Below are 15,668 nucleotides of genomic sequence, written 5' to 3'. Positions count from 1 at the left end.
CTGCCCCCTAAATGATTTGCAACAAATCCGCTATGCCGGAAATCGTATACTTCGGTTTAATATCATTCGGGATCGCGACGTTCCCTCGGTTGTAGAAGCAAAAGTCGATTCCTGCATTAATGGACCCGTAATAATCGTCTGTCAGCGAATCGCCGATGAACATGACCTCGTTTCGATCCAATTGCAGCTCGTGAAGCGAAATATCGAATATTTCTTTGCGAGGCTTTCGGACACCCGCTTCGTCAGACACGACAATGGAATGAAACCGGTCGCTAATATTGCCGGTATCCAGTCTTTTTCGTTGGGCAAAGCCGATTCCGTTCGAGATGATGCCAAGCTTATAGCTGAAATCGGATTGAAGCGTATCGAGCAGACTGTCCGCGCCTTCCTCAAAATCGCAGCTGTTGCAAAAATAATGCCAATACGTCTCTGCAAGCGAAGTATGTAATGCGTCATGCATTTGAAGCGTTTCGCGGAAAGAGCTTCTCAGCACCTCTTCGATCGATTTATGCGGACCGAGATGATTGACGAAGTCGATCCAATAGCGAAAATTATGCTGCGAGTATGAATCCCAGAACGCATCCCAGCCAGCTTCATCATGAACAAACAGATCATGCTCATTAAGCGTTCTGCGCAACGCAGCATTCTCACTAAAGTTGTAATTCAGCAGCGTATTGTCCAAATCGAAAATGATTGCCTTGTACATTCTAATCTTCACTCCTGTCATGTTGCTTCTCTAAGTATCGTCATTGTCATTGGCTCGTTTCTCTTCCGCAAGCTTCTTCAGCTGCCAATTGCGGTCTTCGAGAAACTTCCTCATATATCGCTTCAATATGAATACTTCCGCTACTCGACCGAGCAGACCGAGGGGCGCTTCGATGTATAGCGTGTCGGACATTCGAGTTCCTTTCCCTCCGTCTAACGCTTCAAAACGATGGATATGTCTCAAGCTCTTGAATGTCCCTTTTTGCATTTCGTCCACAAAATAGCTCGGTTCAACAAGCTCCGTTATTTTCGAAGTCAATTTCTGCCGAATTAGAAAATGGGTCGCTTGAAACGTTACGCTTTCTCCCGCTCCTATCTGACCCGATGTAACACCGCCTACCGCTTTTTCATTCGTATGCCTCCACACGGTCCTCGTATGGACATCGATGTCTCTCGCCAGCCTAAAGCAGACCTCGATTGGAGCGGCAATGTCGATTTCCGTCCGTACAGTAATCAAGAATGCACCTGCCTTATTGATTCAAATGCTCGTTTAAAAAATCAACGATTCGCCTGTACGCATTCTGTACAGCGGAGGTGCGGAAATGCTGGTCAAAAACATGGTCCGCGCCTTCAATCGCAATCAATTCCGTCTGAACACCTAGCGTCTTGAGCTTTTCAAACACGAGAACGGATTGTTCATAAGGCACATCTGTATCTTGATCCCCATGCAACAGCAAAGCAGGCGGAAAACCGGCTGTCATACGGTCAATCGGATTGTAGCAGCTAAGCTTTGTACGTGCTACAGCAAGGTCCATTCCGCTGACTTCCTCTAGCCACTTCCCATGTTGGCGGCAATACAAATAGTAATTGAACCGGCTCCAGTCGCCGTTCGTCAGCGCTTGTTCGCCTACACAGCGATAAGCAGCCTCTTTGCCGACAATAGCGCTTTTGCAATAGTGATCGCTCGGTTCCGTATACCATTCGCCAAACAAATCGCCATAGCCGTACAAGGAAATGATGGCATTCGGCATTATGTCGTCCATCGTACCGGCGAGCAAGCTCAAATAGCCGCCTGCAGACGCGCCCATAAGAGCTATTCTGCTCGTATCGAAACCGTACCATTGCGACGCTTCTGTCCGTACCCAGCGTATCGCATCCTTCATATCTTCAATGATGTCCTCGAACTTCGTTTCCGGCGCGAGACGGTAATCGATATTGACGATGCTGAATCCGGCATCAGTAAGATAGGTTATTTGTTCGCCGCTCAGCCAGTTTCGTGTGCCGAAAATCAGCGCTCCGCTGTGCATGTATATGATGACAGGAGTACCTTCACCCCTATCGTAAATGTCTGCTTCGATCGGGCAGTTATTTGCCGTTTTATATACTCTCGTTGTTTTCTTCATCGTTAATGTTCCTTTAAGACCGATTGCTCTACCCGATCCTGCAAAAAGCCTTCAAGCCTTTCCTTAACGGAAGGCCAATCACTGTCGATGAAGCCGTAGATGTAATAATCCAATCCGTAATATTTCTTTCTTAGCAAGCCTTCGCGAACGGCGCCGAGCCGTTCGATCGCCCTTTGCGAACGCTCATTGGTCGTTGTCGTCACGATTTCAACACGCACGGCCTGCAATTGTTCGAACGCATATTTCAGCAGCAAATACTTTGCTTCCGTATTGACTCGCGTTCTCCACACCGCTTTCGAATACCATGTAGAGCCGATATTCAAATTGTTGTTATCCTCGGAAATGCGAAGAAATCGAGTCGTGCCGACAAATTCGTTGCGCACTTTATCATAAACGGCGAACGGAAATTGCTCGTTGCGGTCCCGCAAGTCTAGCGCTTTCTGAACAAATTTGCGCATCTCTTCGAGCGTGTCGATTCGAAACGGATAGCTCTCCCAAATTTCCGGGTATCTTGAGCATTCAAAAAGCGGCTCAGCATGCTCAAGCTGAAGCGGTACAAGCTTTACTCTCTCGCCTTCCAAACCTTTAAATTCGAACATGGACCGATATCCCCCTTCTCACTATTTTAATCTTCTCTTAGTCTTCTTCCCGAAGTATCCGTATGAGAAAGCCGCCCAGCAGCAGCAACGTTCTCACCGTGAAATCCCATAACCGCTAACGATACGCCATAGACCGCGAGCAGAATGAGCAGCGTATCACACAGAGACGCTGTTACGGCTACTGGGAACGCATCAAGCATACGCTTGCGAATCGCTCCCTGTGAAAAAACAAAAAAGTCAATCCGATTGCTAATAGGAGTCCGTGAACAAATGCCGCTGTCATCGGATTAATTCCTTATCGCGAGCTTGCCCAGTTTATGGCCGAACAACACGATTGGGAGCAACAGCAGGCCAAACGGCGCAAAAATAAATATTTCGTTCAGCGACACCAGTCCCTCAGCAATCATTCGATTGAACAAATAGAGAGAATACGGCAAAGTTATCAGCAGTGCGGTGACGACTCCCGGCGTGTAGGATCGGATCAACAGCGACTGTCCTACATGCGTAAACACATGTACGAGCAAAACAGCATTAAATCCGATAAACAGCGCATAGTTGCCGTGCTCAACCGCCAAATAAGTAACCGGTACGAATATAATAAATTCTAAAAAAACGGCGACCGCAAATTGCGACGATTTCACGTTGGACATCGTTTGAAGCCGATTGCCGACGAACTTTGGAGCCCGTTTATATACCTTTGCAAAATTGTTGTTCATCCATGATTCAACCGCAATGATTTCTTCAAAATCATGAATCATAAACGCAGCTAAAAATAGCCACATTAAAGAATTGATGCTAATGAACGCGTCATCCATCCCGATATACCGCTCCTATCTGCCCATTATTCGATCCGGCGCGCGCTTACAATGCCAAATAATAATGGAAGAAATCCTCATCTTTTTTTATAGCCGAGCTTCTCATATAATCGCTTACGATCCCCCGCCTCACCCATTTTTCTCTTAATACCCACTCAGTTTACCATTTTCTCAATTACTGGAAAACAAAAAATCGAAAAATGTCAGATCAATTAAGATCGGCATTTTCCGATGATCAAGCTCTCCTTTATCCCTTTAAACGCATTGCAATATTCCTTTCGTTCAAGGGTTTCCGCCGATTCGGTATAAACCAGCTTCCAGCTCCCCCGATCGTTAGGATCAAACCCCCAAGCTGGTTTATTGCCGATCGGGAGATCCGGCCTGCCGCCCATTTTGGAGCGTCCTGTGGGGATGAGCGTCTCAGAATTGCAGCAATTTGCATTTGCAGGGTATTCTCTTTAGCGCATAAATTCCGTTGGCAGCAAGCGTTCCAGTGCTTTCGCTACGCCATCCGCATCGTTCGTATCCGTAACCTCTTGCGAGAGCTTCTTCAAATGCTCAACGGCATTACCCATCGCAACGGGCCAGCCGCACCGTTCGAACAAGCCGACGTCGTTATAATCATCGCCAAAGACGATAACCTCGCCAAGCGGTACATTCAAGCGTTGGCACAGCATCGCGACCGCATTTTCTTTCGACGCGTTAATCGCTGAAATTTGGACGAGTTCTCCGTTGTCTGTCACGACTATGTTTAGCCGCGCTGCAAACCTCTCTTTCAGCGCTTCCATATCCATCTTGCCAGTGAACAGAATTTTTGTCGCATCTATGCTCTTTAGCTCTTCTAACGTTTTGACACTCGGCCCTCCTTTTATTCGTGTAAGAGTCGAATAGTCATATGCTTTGAGGCTTAGCCACTCATCCTTTACTTCCAAGCTGATATCGAGATCCGCATGGCTGCTTAAGCAATAGTCCAGAACCTCCGACGTTAGCGCGGAATCTATCGGCTCATGGTGTTCAATGCCTGTATGCTTGCAGTCGATATATGCGCCGTTGTAGTAAACGAACGAACCAATCCGCAAAAGCTCCTCCCGTAAAAATGATTTAACCGTCCTTGGAGGACGCGCAGTTGCAAATACAATGTTCATTCCCTGCCCATGGCATGCGAGAATGGCATTGTAATTGCGTTCAGACACCTGCTTGTCCGAATTCAATAACGTTCCGTCCAGATCGATCACTACGGTTGAGAATTTCATCGCAGCCTCCTCAGATTAAGCAATTTGCACGATCCCCGCATTCTGGCACATTGGCCAACATGTTTTCATCATAAATTCATTACAAACCCTTTTTTCTTCCCTTTCAAATATCCTGCGTTCTCATAAAATTGATATACCGATTCCTCCGGAGAGCTTGTGAGCAGCATTAGCTTGTAGCAGTTTTGCTGCGACGCTATCTCTTTCGCATAGTCCAATGCCATTCGTCCGAAGCCATGTCTGCGATAATCGCCATGCGTTACAACATTCTCGATCAGTCCATACGGCCGTGCGCTTCTTGTGAGATTTTTTACAATGACTAGCACACAAGTGGCAACCAGCACACCCTCATGCTCGACCACGACAATGCTCATATTGCGCTCGTTCAACATATCCTTCCAATGCGCATTCAACTGGTCATCTCTCACCAATTCAGGATCATACGGCTGCAAAAATTTATAGAGCAATAATAACTGTTCCAATTCCTCTTCACGTACTAATCTGCAAATAGCCATTCGCAAAGCACTCCCTCTCGGTTTTATGGTTAAGATTAGCGGCTACAGCACAAGTTCAACGGATTTGCTGCAGCCGGACATGCAAAGCTCTAAAAAATAAATTGATTCTAACGTCGGATTGATAACCAAATTGTGTATGTAAAAGCCCAAACAAAATGAGCGAATTAACGACGCTATTCCACTCAAAATAGCGCTGACAGCATTCTAACGGACATGAGAGCCGTTCATTGCCGCATTTTCACACCAATCGAGCTGTTTTGCCCGAAATAAGGTCTCTCATGTCCGTTGCAATCAAAACTGAGCTACATAAGCACAAATAACGGCTCCTGTGTCCGTTAGAATGCGGGCGCCGGACGACCGCAGCTCAAGTAGGCAAAATCGTCGCCGACATCACGCTTCCACTAGATTCCCGTCCGCATCATAGTAACGGTAGTGGCTAAACGTATAGCTTTTCTCCGAAGTCTCCGGCAAATCCATCCAGACGGCGGCAGCTTTAATGGGCTCTATCTTCTGTTCAACCAGCTCGCCATTAACCTCTACCTGCATTTTTGCAATATCATTGTCTCGGCTGGTCACGATTAGAAATTTCGGCTTATCATCGAATGGCGCTGACGGCGAGAATATCGCTAACGATGTATCTTGCGTCTCGATATGAATCCACTCGTAATTGCCGGCTTTATTTTTCGAGAACTGGATATACGCCGGTTTGCTGTCCGACAAGAACGCCGCCACCCTATACTCATCATTCAAGTCGGTAATGCCCAAAATTTCAATCGTCTTACCTTTATAGCCGTCTATGGACATGATGACTTCGGCAATGGATGCCTCATCGTTTCCGTACAGCTTATTTATTGTAGCCGAATACCCCCGCACGCCGATTAAAACACCAACCGCCACACAGATCAAAACAATGCCGATCCCTATCGTTCGCTTGCTCAGTTGCATGATGCTATCCTTCCTTTCCATCATGGCTCATTCAACGGGAATCTCTTCTATGCTCTCGATTCTCTCAACAGCTTTAATCCAAGCAAAATAAAAATGCCGCCCATTATTTTATTCAAGTAGCCGGACAGCCTGCTCTTTCTGACTGTCTTCGCCATCATCTCGGATGCCAGAACGAGAATGACGCACCATACGGTTCCGTTAATGATAAACGTCAATCCAAGGATCAGAAACGGAATGGCTCCATAGTGATGGTCCGGTGCAATAAACTGCGGCAGAAAAGCCAAGTAAAATAACGCCACCTTCGGATTCAGCACATTGGTCAACATTCCTTGCCAATAAATATTCCGCAGCAGCATCGCATCCTTCCGCTCGACCGTCATTCCCCCCGATTCTTTCGACATGATCGCTCGGATGCCTAAGTAGATGAGGTAAGCAGCCCCCAGCCATTTTACAATTGTAAACGCGATTGCAGATTGGACTAATAGAATAGATAGCCCGAGCGCCGCCATCAGCGTGTGCAGCAAGGCCCCGGTTACAATCCCCATAACGGAAACCAGCCCGGCTCTTCGGCCCTGCGATATCGTTCTGCCCAAGATGTACAGCGTATCGCTTCCCGGCGTAATATTCAGCATAATGCCCGATAAAATAAAGATTGAATAATGCTCGATTCCAAACATCGCCCTTACTCCTCCAATCGCATATAAACGCTTCGTTCCGCGAAGCCAAGCGACTTCCAGAATGCGCAGCCGCGCTCATTTCCGCTCAGCACCTCGATATCAGCCTTGCTTGTTCCAAGCCTCTCCATCAATCGGCTAAAAGCGAGCTTGCCATAGCCTTGTCCTCTGCTGTCTCTGCAAATAAAAAACTGTCTAATATAAAGCGGATCGCGAGAATGGTTAACTAGCGCATATCCCTTAATCTCGCTTGACTCCTTAAATAAATACGCTTTATATTCGCTCTCCAGAAATGCTTCCATTCTAAGCTTCAATTGCCCGATATTCATCGAATTGTCATGCTGTTCATCTTCGATAAGCTGCTTGTTCAAGCCGGCCAGCAATTCCGCATCGCCCTTTGAACATACCTCAATCTGAATCAAAAGCGTCACCTCTTTTCTTTCAGGAACCATGTATGCATTTTCTCTTTCATGTTAATCGCTATTTCCTTATCTCTTACCTCCAGCCATTGATATAGTGGTTTTTCAATAAAACCAAGTATATCTCTCCTTGTCCTATCAAGACTTTCCTTCATCTCTGGATAAGTGAAACGAATATTTAACACTTCATTGTTCTCTATTTGAGAATCATCTGACCAAACCGTTAAATAATCATCATGATATGCAATACCCGGTGATGGGTCGTGTCCGAGCCATGGACTTTGTCTTCTCTCTATTGATTCGTTTATAGTTTCCCAATCCTCAAGTCCGCAACAACAACTGGGAAGAATAACTGTGTCTTCATCTTTTAAGAAAGCTACCCCGCCCAAAATAGCAACTTCCTCCAAAGCAAACAATTCCTCGAATGATCTCTCGATTGTATGACTGACATCAATGCTGTTATACCCAAACAAGTGCAGTAAAAAGAGCTCCACATCATGAACGCTGCTCTCAGAGGACAAAAAAGTAACTTCATTTCGAGTTACATCACTTTCAATCCACACTGGACAATCATAGTATGGTTCTCGTATTACAGGTTTTGTATATGGCATCTGGAATGCTCCTTTATGATTTGACCCTCTCCTTCATTTCCCATTATTATAGCGCATTCCGCGCTTTATCTGTATAGTTTTTCCACCCCTTACAATCATGGCTTGCTGCGACAATTCCGCTTGTAAAAGATGGCCCGAATTTATTAACCCCATTAACAGCACCGCCGATAAACACAATGAATAATACGCTTAGGAGTGAAAACATCATGAAGTACATTAAAAATTGGTTGAATCTCGCCCGCAGCTTGTCTTTGAAAATTAAACTTCCTTTGCTCATCTGTTTGCTGATTGCGGTCGTCCTTCTAGGCACTAGCATCTCCTTGTATGTTTCAGGATCAAATCTGATTACCGGAAAAGCGAAAGATGAAATGGCCGCCAACGGCAACCGCATCGGCGAAGGGTTATGGACCGCTTCCCAGCTGCAGGCGCAATCGGTCTATTTGGCTTCTGCACACAATACTTACATCGATTTACTGAACGCCCGCACGCAAACGCCGACGGATTTATTTTTCTCCTCCAGCAATGTATTGCTTACAAAAGCGAACAATACGCTCAAAAAGAGTCTGGAGGGCGTTAAAAACAACGAACTGTTCGCCATCATTGATCCAAAAGGCATCATCGTCGCCAGTACCGATACGAAGATGCTGAAAACGGATCTGTCCGACCGCGAATATTTCAAAGAAGCAATGAAGGGGAACAGCTTCATCAGCGATGCGATTGTTTCGAGAAGTTCTAACAATCTGGTCATATCCTTCGCTCAGCCCATTAAAGATCAATCGGGCAAAACGTTAGGGGTGTTTGTCGCTACGGTAAACACTGCATTTTTTACAGACAAGCTTCAAGGCATCCACATCAATAAACAAGGCTACATCCTGATCATGAGCCGCTCCGGCATCGCTTTATACAATTCGGCGGACCCGAGCCAGGCCGGCAAGAAAGTGGAAACTGACGGCATTGACGCTTTTATTGCTCAGCGCGCAACCGATCACATCCTTCAAGGCGATGTCGAACTGAAGGATTCTTATATCCGCTATACCAAAATTCCGAATACGGACTGGGTCGTGCTCGTGAGCGATACATATGCCGATATCAATAAGCCGCTCGAGAGCATGTTCACCGCTGTCATTATCATTACAATAATAGCCATGCTTGTAGCAGTCGTTGTCGGATTGCTGCTGTCCCGCTCCATTGTTACACCGATTTCGCGTCTCACGAAAGCGTTCGGGCAGCTTTCCAAGGGCGACCTGACGGCTTCATTCGACGGAAAATATACGGGCGAATTCAAGCAATTGTCCGAAGGCTTCCATTCGATGATCGCCCAGCAAAAGGCACTTATCTCCAGCATGAATCATTCCATCAGCGTGCTTGATCATAGCACCCATGAGCTCGATCAATCGGCCAAGAAAACCGCCGTATCCATTGCCGAAACATCGACGACAAGCGGAGAAATATCCAACGCGATTGAATCGCAAGCGAATGACACGGAGCAAATTGTCGAGAAGTTTTACAGCTTCGGAGAGAAATTTACGTTATTGAACGAGCAGTCCGTATCCATTGAAGAACGGGCCGAGGAAATCATTAATGTTTTCCATTCCAGCGGACAAGTCATCGAGCAGCTCATCGTGACGAAAAACAGCAATGAAGAAGAGGTCCGCTCCATTTCGCAAATTACGCTCAGTCTGCAGGACAGCTCCAATCAAATCGGCAACATTGTAGGAACGATAGCTGAAATCGCCGATCAGACGAACCTGCTTGCGCTGAATGCGTCCATCGAGGCGGCAAGAGCCGGCGAGCATGGCCGCGGCTTTGCGGTAGTTGCTGCTGAAATCCGCAGACTCGCGGAGCAAAGCGCGCAGCAGTCGAGCGACATTAGCGCCATTATCAAGAACAATCTCTCCTTCGTTGCAGAGAATAACGCCAGCGTAGAAGAAATTCGCAAGCTGTCCGCGTTGCAAGGGCAATATGTCGAGCGAACAAATGAGGCGTTCACTGCTATTTTCCGCAACGTATCGGAAATAAAGGACCAGATCAAACAAATGGCCGACGATGTGGCGGTAATGGCGAAGGATAAAGACGAAGTGCTGGAGTCGGCGCAAAGCTTGTCCGCTACGGGCGAAGAAGTGTCCGCTTCCGTCGAGCAAGTAACGGCAACGATGCAAGAGCAATCGGCGATGGTGCAGCAGCTTGCCGGCATGGTAGAAACGATTGACTCGCTAACGAAGGGACTTTCGGAAGCAGCCGCCAAATTCAAAACCGAGTAGCTTGCCAATGCGCCTTCCTACAGGATTTCCTTGAGGCGGCTGAGCATCCGGCAGCAGAGCGAAGCTGATTCGCATTTTAGCGAAGGCAGTTTCGCTCTGATGGCGGTTTAAGCTGCTATTTGGCTAAATAACGAAACGAATTGCGCTATTTGCGAATACAGGCTCGCGAACAGCGCAATTCGTTTCGCTCTATGATGCGGACAGCTCCAAACTGCCTGGAATAGCGAAATTCACTTCGCTGATTAGCGAAACGGGTTCGCAGCGCATCACAGCGCAGCGCAGCGCATCATAGCGCAGAACAACGCAGAGCAGCGCAACGCAGAGCAGCGCAACGCAGTACAGCGTACAGCGCATTGCAGAGCAACGCAGCACAGCATAAACGCAGCGAGCCCCCTAGCTAACACAATAAAAGGCCGATCGGGAGTCTGAATTCACAGCCTCCTGATCGGCCTTTTCACGATTTTAATGATAAGTGCAATATTTGTTTTTCCCTTCGAACTTCGCCTGATAGAGGGCGGTGTCCGCTTTCTTCAACAGCTCCTGCGCCGCATCCCCTTGTTCGAAATGGGCAATGCCGATGCTCGAGGTTGTGACCAATTGAATCTCTGCGAGCTGCCACGGCTGCTGGAGCGCATAAAGAATCTGCTTCGCCGTTGCCGTCGCTTCTTCCGGATTATACAAGCCAGTAAGCATTAACGCAAATTCATCTCCGCCCATCCGCGCGAATAGATCGCCTTCCTCGACGATGCTTTCCACCCGTTTGGCAAACTGCTGCAGCAGCTCGTCACCCGCGTCATGCCCGTACTGGTCGTTAATTTGCTTGAAGCCGTCCAAATCCATATACATGACAGCCAGCATGCCGCCGCTCTCTGCCGCAGCCTTGACCGCTTGCTCCAGCTTGGCTTGAAACAGTCTGCGATTTGCGCTTCCCGTCAATGCGTCGCGATAGCTTAAAAATTTCAGACGCTCCTCGTACCGTTTCCGCTCCGTCACTTCCCGACCGACGAGCATCATATTTTTGAAATCGCCGCCCTCATCGAATACAGGCTTTCCGATCAATTCCACCCATACCTCATGTCCGGCCGTATGCTTCCGCTGGATCGTATGAACAAACGGCTTTTGCGTAATGACCATGTTCATAAAAATATCGCGGAATACAGGATCGATGCCTTCATCCGGCTGGTAGAATACCCACTTCCCGATATACTCCTCGGGATCGTAGCCAATTACTGCTTTGTGGGATGGCGAAGCATAGGTAACGATGCCGTCCAGATTAACTAACTGGATCAGATCAAGCGAGTTATCCGCCAGCAAACGGTATCGTTTCTCGCTTTCCTTCCATTCTGCTTCCGCAATTCGCTTCTCGGTCACGTCCCGAAACATCGTCAGAATAGCGGCATGCGTTTCATGCGTAATCGGAATGCTGTTCGTGTCGATATAAATTTTCGTACCGTCGCATCGGTTAACTTCAATTTCGATCAGCGTCTGCTTTTCCCGATTTTCGAGACCCTCGATCCGTTTCTTTGTCGACTCATGGTACTCTGCCGGGATGTAGGTATATAACGACTGGCCGATAGGCGCATCTACTTTTGCGATAGTCATCGCAGAAGGGTTAGCGTAAAGGATCGTACCCTCCTTATGGACGATAATGCCCTCAGGCGAGGCTTCCACCAAACTGCGATAACGCTCTTCGCTTTCCTGTAGCGTGCGTGCCAATTTTTTGCGCTCGGTAATATCCTGCGTATGTCCGACAATGCCGATGATCTCTTTGCGATTATTGCGTATCGGCGTAAAAGCCGAGCTGATCTCGATGCTGGCGCCGTCCTTTTTTACCCCGACCGCATCAAAGCTGTTCCATATCGTTCCTGATCTGCATTGCTCCATTATTTCCTGATGCCTGCCATAGCAGCTTTCGGGAATGATAGGCAGCATGAATCCGACGATTTCCTCCTGCTTCCAGCCGAAGGCCGCTTCAAACTGATCGTTGACTTCCACCACTCGGCCATCCAGATCGAGAATAAACAATGGCAGCACAGCGGAACGAAAAAGCGCTTCGAATTTACCCTCCCGGTCGGCATTGCGCGTCGCTGCATAGATGCCGCTTTCCGGTACAGCCTTCATCGTACAGAAAATGGCCGTAATCGCTCCCTTCTCTTGAAGCGGTATACTGCTAATCTGCACCATGACCTTCTCCCCGCCGAAGCAGACAGCCTGAGCCTCATATTCCGCAGCGTTACCGGCTTTCGCTACTGCCGTAAAACCGTCGATCCTGCTCTTATCTTCAGGCGCAAAAATTTCCGTGTATGCCTGCCCCTGAACCTGCTCCGGCGTATAACCGAGCAACGTGCAGGCAGCGCCATTCATCTTTAAAACGAGACCGTCGGCCGACAAGATGAAGACGGCTTGCGGATTATGCTCTACGATCGATTGATACATCTCTAAAGACGGCTCATAGATCAACTCATTCATTGGAATGCTTCCGTTCCTCCTCCGCCCTAACCATGTTAGGAAAGCGGCATTATAATGTTATTATTTTACCGTGCTTCACAAGCCGCTCAAAGTAAAATTGCTAGAATTCTACAGTTTTGCTGTGAAAATTTATATAAAAAATCGGAGGTGCCGGCATTTTCCCGACGAGCCTCCGATTCGCATAGTTACACGCAGCCAAGCATCTCTAGCAGCCGGTTTAGCATAACAGCCATTTCAGCGCGGACAGCTGTTACCTGCGGCTTGAAACGACCGTCGGCATCGCCTCTGACAATGCCTGCCGCCGCCATTTGCCGGACGGCTTCAGCAGCCCATCCCGCCACGCTTTCGGCATCGCTTAGCTGCGTCTCTGCGCTATTGCCGGCGAGAGCGGTGCCGCTGCTGTATGCTGCAGCTCTCGCAAGAATGACCGCAAGCTCCTCTCGCGTTACTAGGCCGTCCGGACAGAAAGTTCCGTCTTCGCAGCCCGTTACGAGCCCCGCTGTATAAGCGGAGGACACGGCCGCTTCGTACCATTTGCCCGATATGTTGGATAAACCGGCTTTGGCCTCCGAAGCGCCAATTCCAATCGCTCTGACGAGCAGCGCGGCTGTCTCCGCTCTCGTCAAGCCTGCCCCCGGATCGAATGAACCGTCGCTTCTGCCCTCGATGATCAGCTTTGCAGCCAGTGTTTCAGCTGACGTTCTAGCCCAGTGGCCTTGAATATCAGCATTCGTAATGTCAGCCGCCTTAATCGTTAAATCGTACACTTTCTCATAGGTCGTCCCATTTGCATCCACTTCTGCATTTAGTGTGACTTGCGCGTCCCCGTCCGTATAAGACGGACGGCTGATCGCTCCCGTCTCTTCGTTCAGCAAACCGTTGTCCGAAGAGGTCCAGCGGATCGCTCGTCCCCCTCCGTCCAATGCCGACAATCCGACGTTCGATGTAACCGACAGCGCCGTATCCCACATTTCGGCGCTCTATATTGGATATATCCACTAACTTTCGCTCATCCGCCCTACTTCGGCGCTCTATATTGGATATATCCACTAACTTTCGCTCATCCCCCACATTTCGGCGCTCTATATTGGATAAATCCACTAACTTTCGCTCATCCCCCACACTCAGGCGCTCTATACTGGATATATCCACTAACTTTCGCTCATCCCCCACACTCAGGCGCTCTATACTGGATATATCCACTAACTTTCGCTCATCCCCCACATTTCGGCGCTCTATATTGGATATATCCACTAACTTTCGCTCATCCCCCACACTCAGGCGCTCTATATTGGATATATCCACTAACTTTCGCTCATCCGCCCTACTTCGGCGCTACTAACAATCCTTTTGAAATCGATTTCAATATTGAAAATCAAACAAAGATTATGCTTCAGGAACAAAGTCTTGTCGGTTTTTCCTGCAAATAGGCTATATACAAATAATAATGACGCAGAATCTGTCCCCCCTGATAAGCTTGGGAATTAATGCTATAATAAAAGCATTTAAAAGAACAGAAAGCGAGGCAGTCTATGCAAAAAAAATGGCGTTTTCTAATCGAGGCCGCTGTGGCGGCTATTGTTGTTTTTCTGGCGGTGCAAGCCTATCTTATGGCGCAAGGCATGCTTCTTACCCGATCCTATGCGCCCGATCTTATCGAACAGTATGCGCAAGCCGAAGCCCTTTCGAATACGGTGCAAATCGCCTCCTGGGCTAGCCCTTCCAGTTGGTTTTTCTATGCGATAGGTCCGGTCATCGGCGGTGTCATGTATTACGGAATTCGCTATACCATCTGGCAAGCATACGGGAAAAAGTAGTTTGCCTATCATGTTCCGCATTGTCTAAACTGCCGCTTTCTCGGAAAACATGGAAAACGGTTTGTACAAGGAGAGAAGATTCCCATGAGAGTTTCGAAGACGAAACGCAGCCAAATCAGTGGCTCCTCCACTAACGCGAAGAAGGGTGCGGACATTGCCAACCCTTCCTGGATGGCAATGCAGCAGCATATCGGCAACCGGGGCGTTCTACAGCTGATGTCTGGGGTCAAGCGAAAAAGAAATGACGATGAAATAGAGATTGAGGAGGAAGAAGAAGAACAAGTCTCTCGTCCGACGAAAAAAAAGAAAATGGCCGAAACGGAATCGGAATCCGAGGAAACAGAAATGGAAGAAGAGGAAGAGAAGGAAAAGCGTCCGGGCTTTACCGCCGGCTCCAAACGGGCCGCATTCATTTCTCATAACCTCAAGGAAGATGCAAATGCTCTAATAAAAAACTACAAATCCCCCGGTCTTACCGAGGTGAACGGCGCGATGCCGCACCGGATGTCGTACAAAGACATTCGCGACAACACGCATAAATTTACGAATGGCCAGGAAACGGCCGCTGACTTCACAAGGTGGACGGATCGTTTCGTTCAGGCGGGAAATGAAAAAATCGCCCTGCGCAAGGGGCAGCTTAATTCCGATCCGGGAAGCGCCGATCTGAAACAATTGATCAAGGACATGGAGAAATCGCAAAAGGCTTTTGAAGCCGCCCGGGACAAACTGGCTGGCAGTCCAGGCGATAAATCCGCCTTAAAATCGTTTATTAAGCAAGCAAACAGCTTCCATGCCAACGTTCCTGACGTCGGCCCCCATTTCGGCGTTAACAATCCTGTTCAGGACAACGCTCACATGCATGTGGAGACTGTGGAGTCCAAAGAGGAACCGATGAACATGGAAAGCCCCTCCTCCGAAATGGAAATCGAGGAAAACTCGGATGAAAAACAGCCTCCTAAGCTAAAGCGCCGGCTTTCCATAATGAGCCGCCAAGTCAGGAGGATGTCGGTCGGACGAATCAGCGCGTTCCCATACGATTCCACCGGAAAGCTGATTACGACCGACGGCTCCACCGTCGACTTGGACGAGCTTCCGGAAGAGGACAGCGAAGCCATCGAAAAGCATCCGAAAAGGACCGTTAAGGGCTATGATCCTGATTTTGACTTTGGATTGTAATTCGCGCTT

General features: G+C 48.2%; 17 protein-coding genes. 3 read left to right on the top strand and 14 right to left on the bottom strand.

The genetic code is table 11. The features are described from left to right. Positions 1 to 7 precede the first annotated feature (7 nt). The 12 genes from GOM71_RS04520 to GOM71_RS04465 all read right to left on the bottom strand — a co-directional run bounded on the left by GOM71_RS04520 (position 8) and on the right by GOM71_RS04465 (position 7,936). Positions 8 to 706, bottom strand: a complete 699-nt coding sequence (locus tag GOM71_RS04520) for an HAD family hydrolase (protein ID WP_156278574.1) — start codon at positions 704 to 706, stop codon at positions 8 to 10. Between the two features lie 30 nt (positions 707 to 736). Then, on the bottom strand, positions 737 to 1,222 hold the full coding sequence (locus GOM71_RS04515) for an SRPBCC family protein (RefSeq protein WP_156278573.1): 486 nt from the start codon (positions 1,220 to 1,222) through the stop codon (positions 737 to 739). 13 nt (positions 1,223 to 1,235) lie between these two features. Next, a complete protein-coding gene (locus GOM71_RS04510) occupies positions 1,236 to 2,108 on the bottom strand; it encodes an alpha/beta hydrolase (protein WP_156278572.1) in 873 nt (290 codons plus the stop codon). Between the two features lie 2 nt (positions 2,109 to 2,110). Further along, the gene (locus GOM71_RS04505) at positions 2,111 to 2,707 is read right to left on the bottom strand and encodes a GNAT family N-acetyltransferase (RefSeq protein WP_156278571.1); all 597 of its coding nucleotides are present in this window, start codon (positions 2,705 to 2,707) and stop codon (positions 2,111 to 2,113) included. A 26-nt stretch (positions 2,708 to 2,733) separates the two neighbouring features. Then, on the bottom strand, positions 2,734 to 2,907 hold the full coding sequence (locus GOM71_RS24835; RefSeq protein WP_156278570.1) for a hypothetical protein: 174 nt from the start codon (positions 2,905 to 2,907) through the stop codon (positions 2,734 to 2,736). An 87-nt stretch (positions 2,908 to 2,994) separates the two neighbouring features. Beyond that, positions 2,995 to 3,489, bottom strand: a complete 495-nt coding sequence (locus GOM71_RS04495; RefSeq protein WP_253944700.1) for an HXXEE domain-containing protein — start codon at positions 3,487 to 3,489, stop codon at positions 2,995 to 2,997. Between the two features lie 491 nt (positions 3,490 to 3,980). Beyond that, positions 3,981 to 4,775 (bottom strand): Cof-type HAD-IIB family hydrolase, encoded by a 795-nt coding sequence (locus GOM71_RS04490; protein ID WP_156278568.1) that lies wholly within the window; start codon positions 4,773 to 4,775, stop codon positions 3,981 to 3,983. Between the two features lie 68 nt (positions 4,776 to 4,843). Then, positions 4,844 to 5,287: a GNAT family N-acetyltransferase gene (locus tag GOM71_RS04485; protein ID WP_156278567.1), complete on the bottom strand. Its 444-nt coding sequence runs from the start codon at positions 5,285 to 5,287 to the stop codon at positions 4,844 to 4,846. A gap of 390 nt (positions 5,288 to 5,677) precedes the next feature. After that, entirely contained in the window at positions 5,678 to 6,232 is a 555-nt protein-coding gene (locus GOM71_RS04480) for a hypothetical protein (RefSeq protein WP_156278566.1), read from the bottom strand. A 47-nt stretch (positions 6,233 to 6,279) separates the two neighbouring features. Then, entirely contained in the window at positions 6,280 to 6,909 is a 630-nt protein-coding gene (locus tag GOM71_RS04475) for a LysE family translocator (protein WP_156278565.1), read from the bottom strand. 5 nt (positions 6,910 to 6,914) lie between these two features. Continuing rightward, a complete protein-coding gene (locus GOM71_RS04470; RefSeq protein ID WP_173275202.1) occupies positions 6,915 to 7,328 on the bottom strand; it encodes a GNAT family N-acetyltransferase in 414 nt (137 codons plus the stop codon). A gap of 5 nt (positions 7,329 to 7,333) precedes the next feature. Then, positions 7,334 to 7,936 (bottom strand): hypothetical protein, encoded by a 603-nt coding sequence (locus GOM71_RS04465; RefSeq protein WP_156278563.1) that lies wholly within the window; start codon positions 7,934 to 7,936, stop codon positions 7,334 to 7,336. Positions 7,937 to 8,142: 206 nt separating this feature from the next. Between GOM71_RS04465 and GOM71_RS04460 the strand changes: the two genes are divergently transcribed. After that, entirely contained in the window at positions 8,143 to 10,197 is a 2,055-nt protein-coding gene (locus GOM71_RS04460) for a methyl-accepting chemotaxis protein (protein ID WP_156278562.1), read from the top strand. Between the two features lie 462 nt (positions 10,198 to 10,659). Here the strand turns inward: GOM71_RS04460 and GOM71_RS04455 are convergent, their stop codons facing one another. Both GOM71_RS04455 and GOM71_RS04450 read right to left on the bottom strand, forming a co-directional pair. Continuing rightward, positions 10,660 to 12,666 carry a sensor domain-containing diguanylate cyclase gene (locus tag GOM71_RS04455; RefSeq protein ID WP_156278561.1) on the bottom strand — a complete coding sequence of 669 codons (2,007 nt, stop codon included), beginning with the start codon at positions 12,664 to 12,666 and terminating at the stop codon, positions 10,660 to 10,662. A gap of 185 nt (positions 12,667 to 12,851) precedes the next feature. After that, positions 12,852 to 13,637 (bottom strand): S-layer homology domain-containing protein, encoded by a 786-nt coding sequence (locus GOM71_RS04450; protein ID WP_156278560.1) that lies wholly within the window; start codon positions 13,635 to 13,637, stop codon positions 12,852 to 12,854. A gap of 561 nt (positions 13,638 to 14,198) precedes the next feature. Between GOM71_RS04450 and GOM71_RS04445 the strand changes: the two genes are divergently transcribed. Then, positions 14,199 to 14,483, top strand: coding sequence for a hypothetical protein (locus tag GOM71_RS04445; protein ID WP_156278559.1), 285 nt, complete (start codon positions 14,199 to 14,201; stop codon positions 14,481 to 14,483). 84 nt (positions 14,484 to 14,567) lie between these two features. Then, positions 14,568 to 15,659 carry a hypothetical protein gene (locus GOM71_RS04440; RefSeq protein WP_156278558.1) on the top strand — a complete coding sequence of 364 codons (1,092 nt, stop codon included), beginning with the start codon at positions 14,568 to 14,570 and terminating at the stop codon, positions 15,657 to 15,659. Positions 15,660 to 15,668 lie beyond the last annotated feature (9 nt).

This window comes from Paenibacillus sp. NEAU-GSW1 (assembly GCF_009737085.1).
Classification (GTDB): domain Bacteria; phylum Bacillota; class Bacilli; order Paenibacillales; family Paenibacillaceae; genus Pristimantibacillus.
The sequence above is the reverse complement of the archived record's forward strand: the minus strand, read 5'-3'. Positions and strand labels throughout refer to the sequence as shown.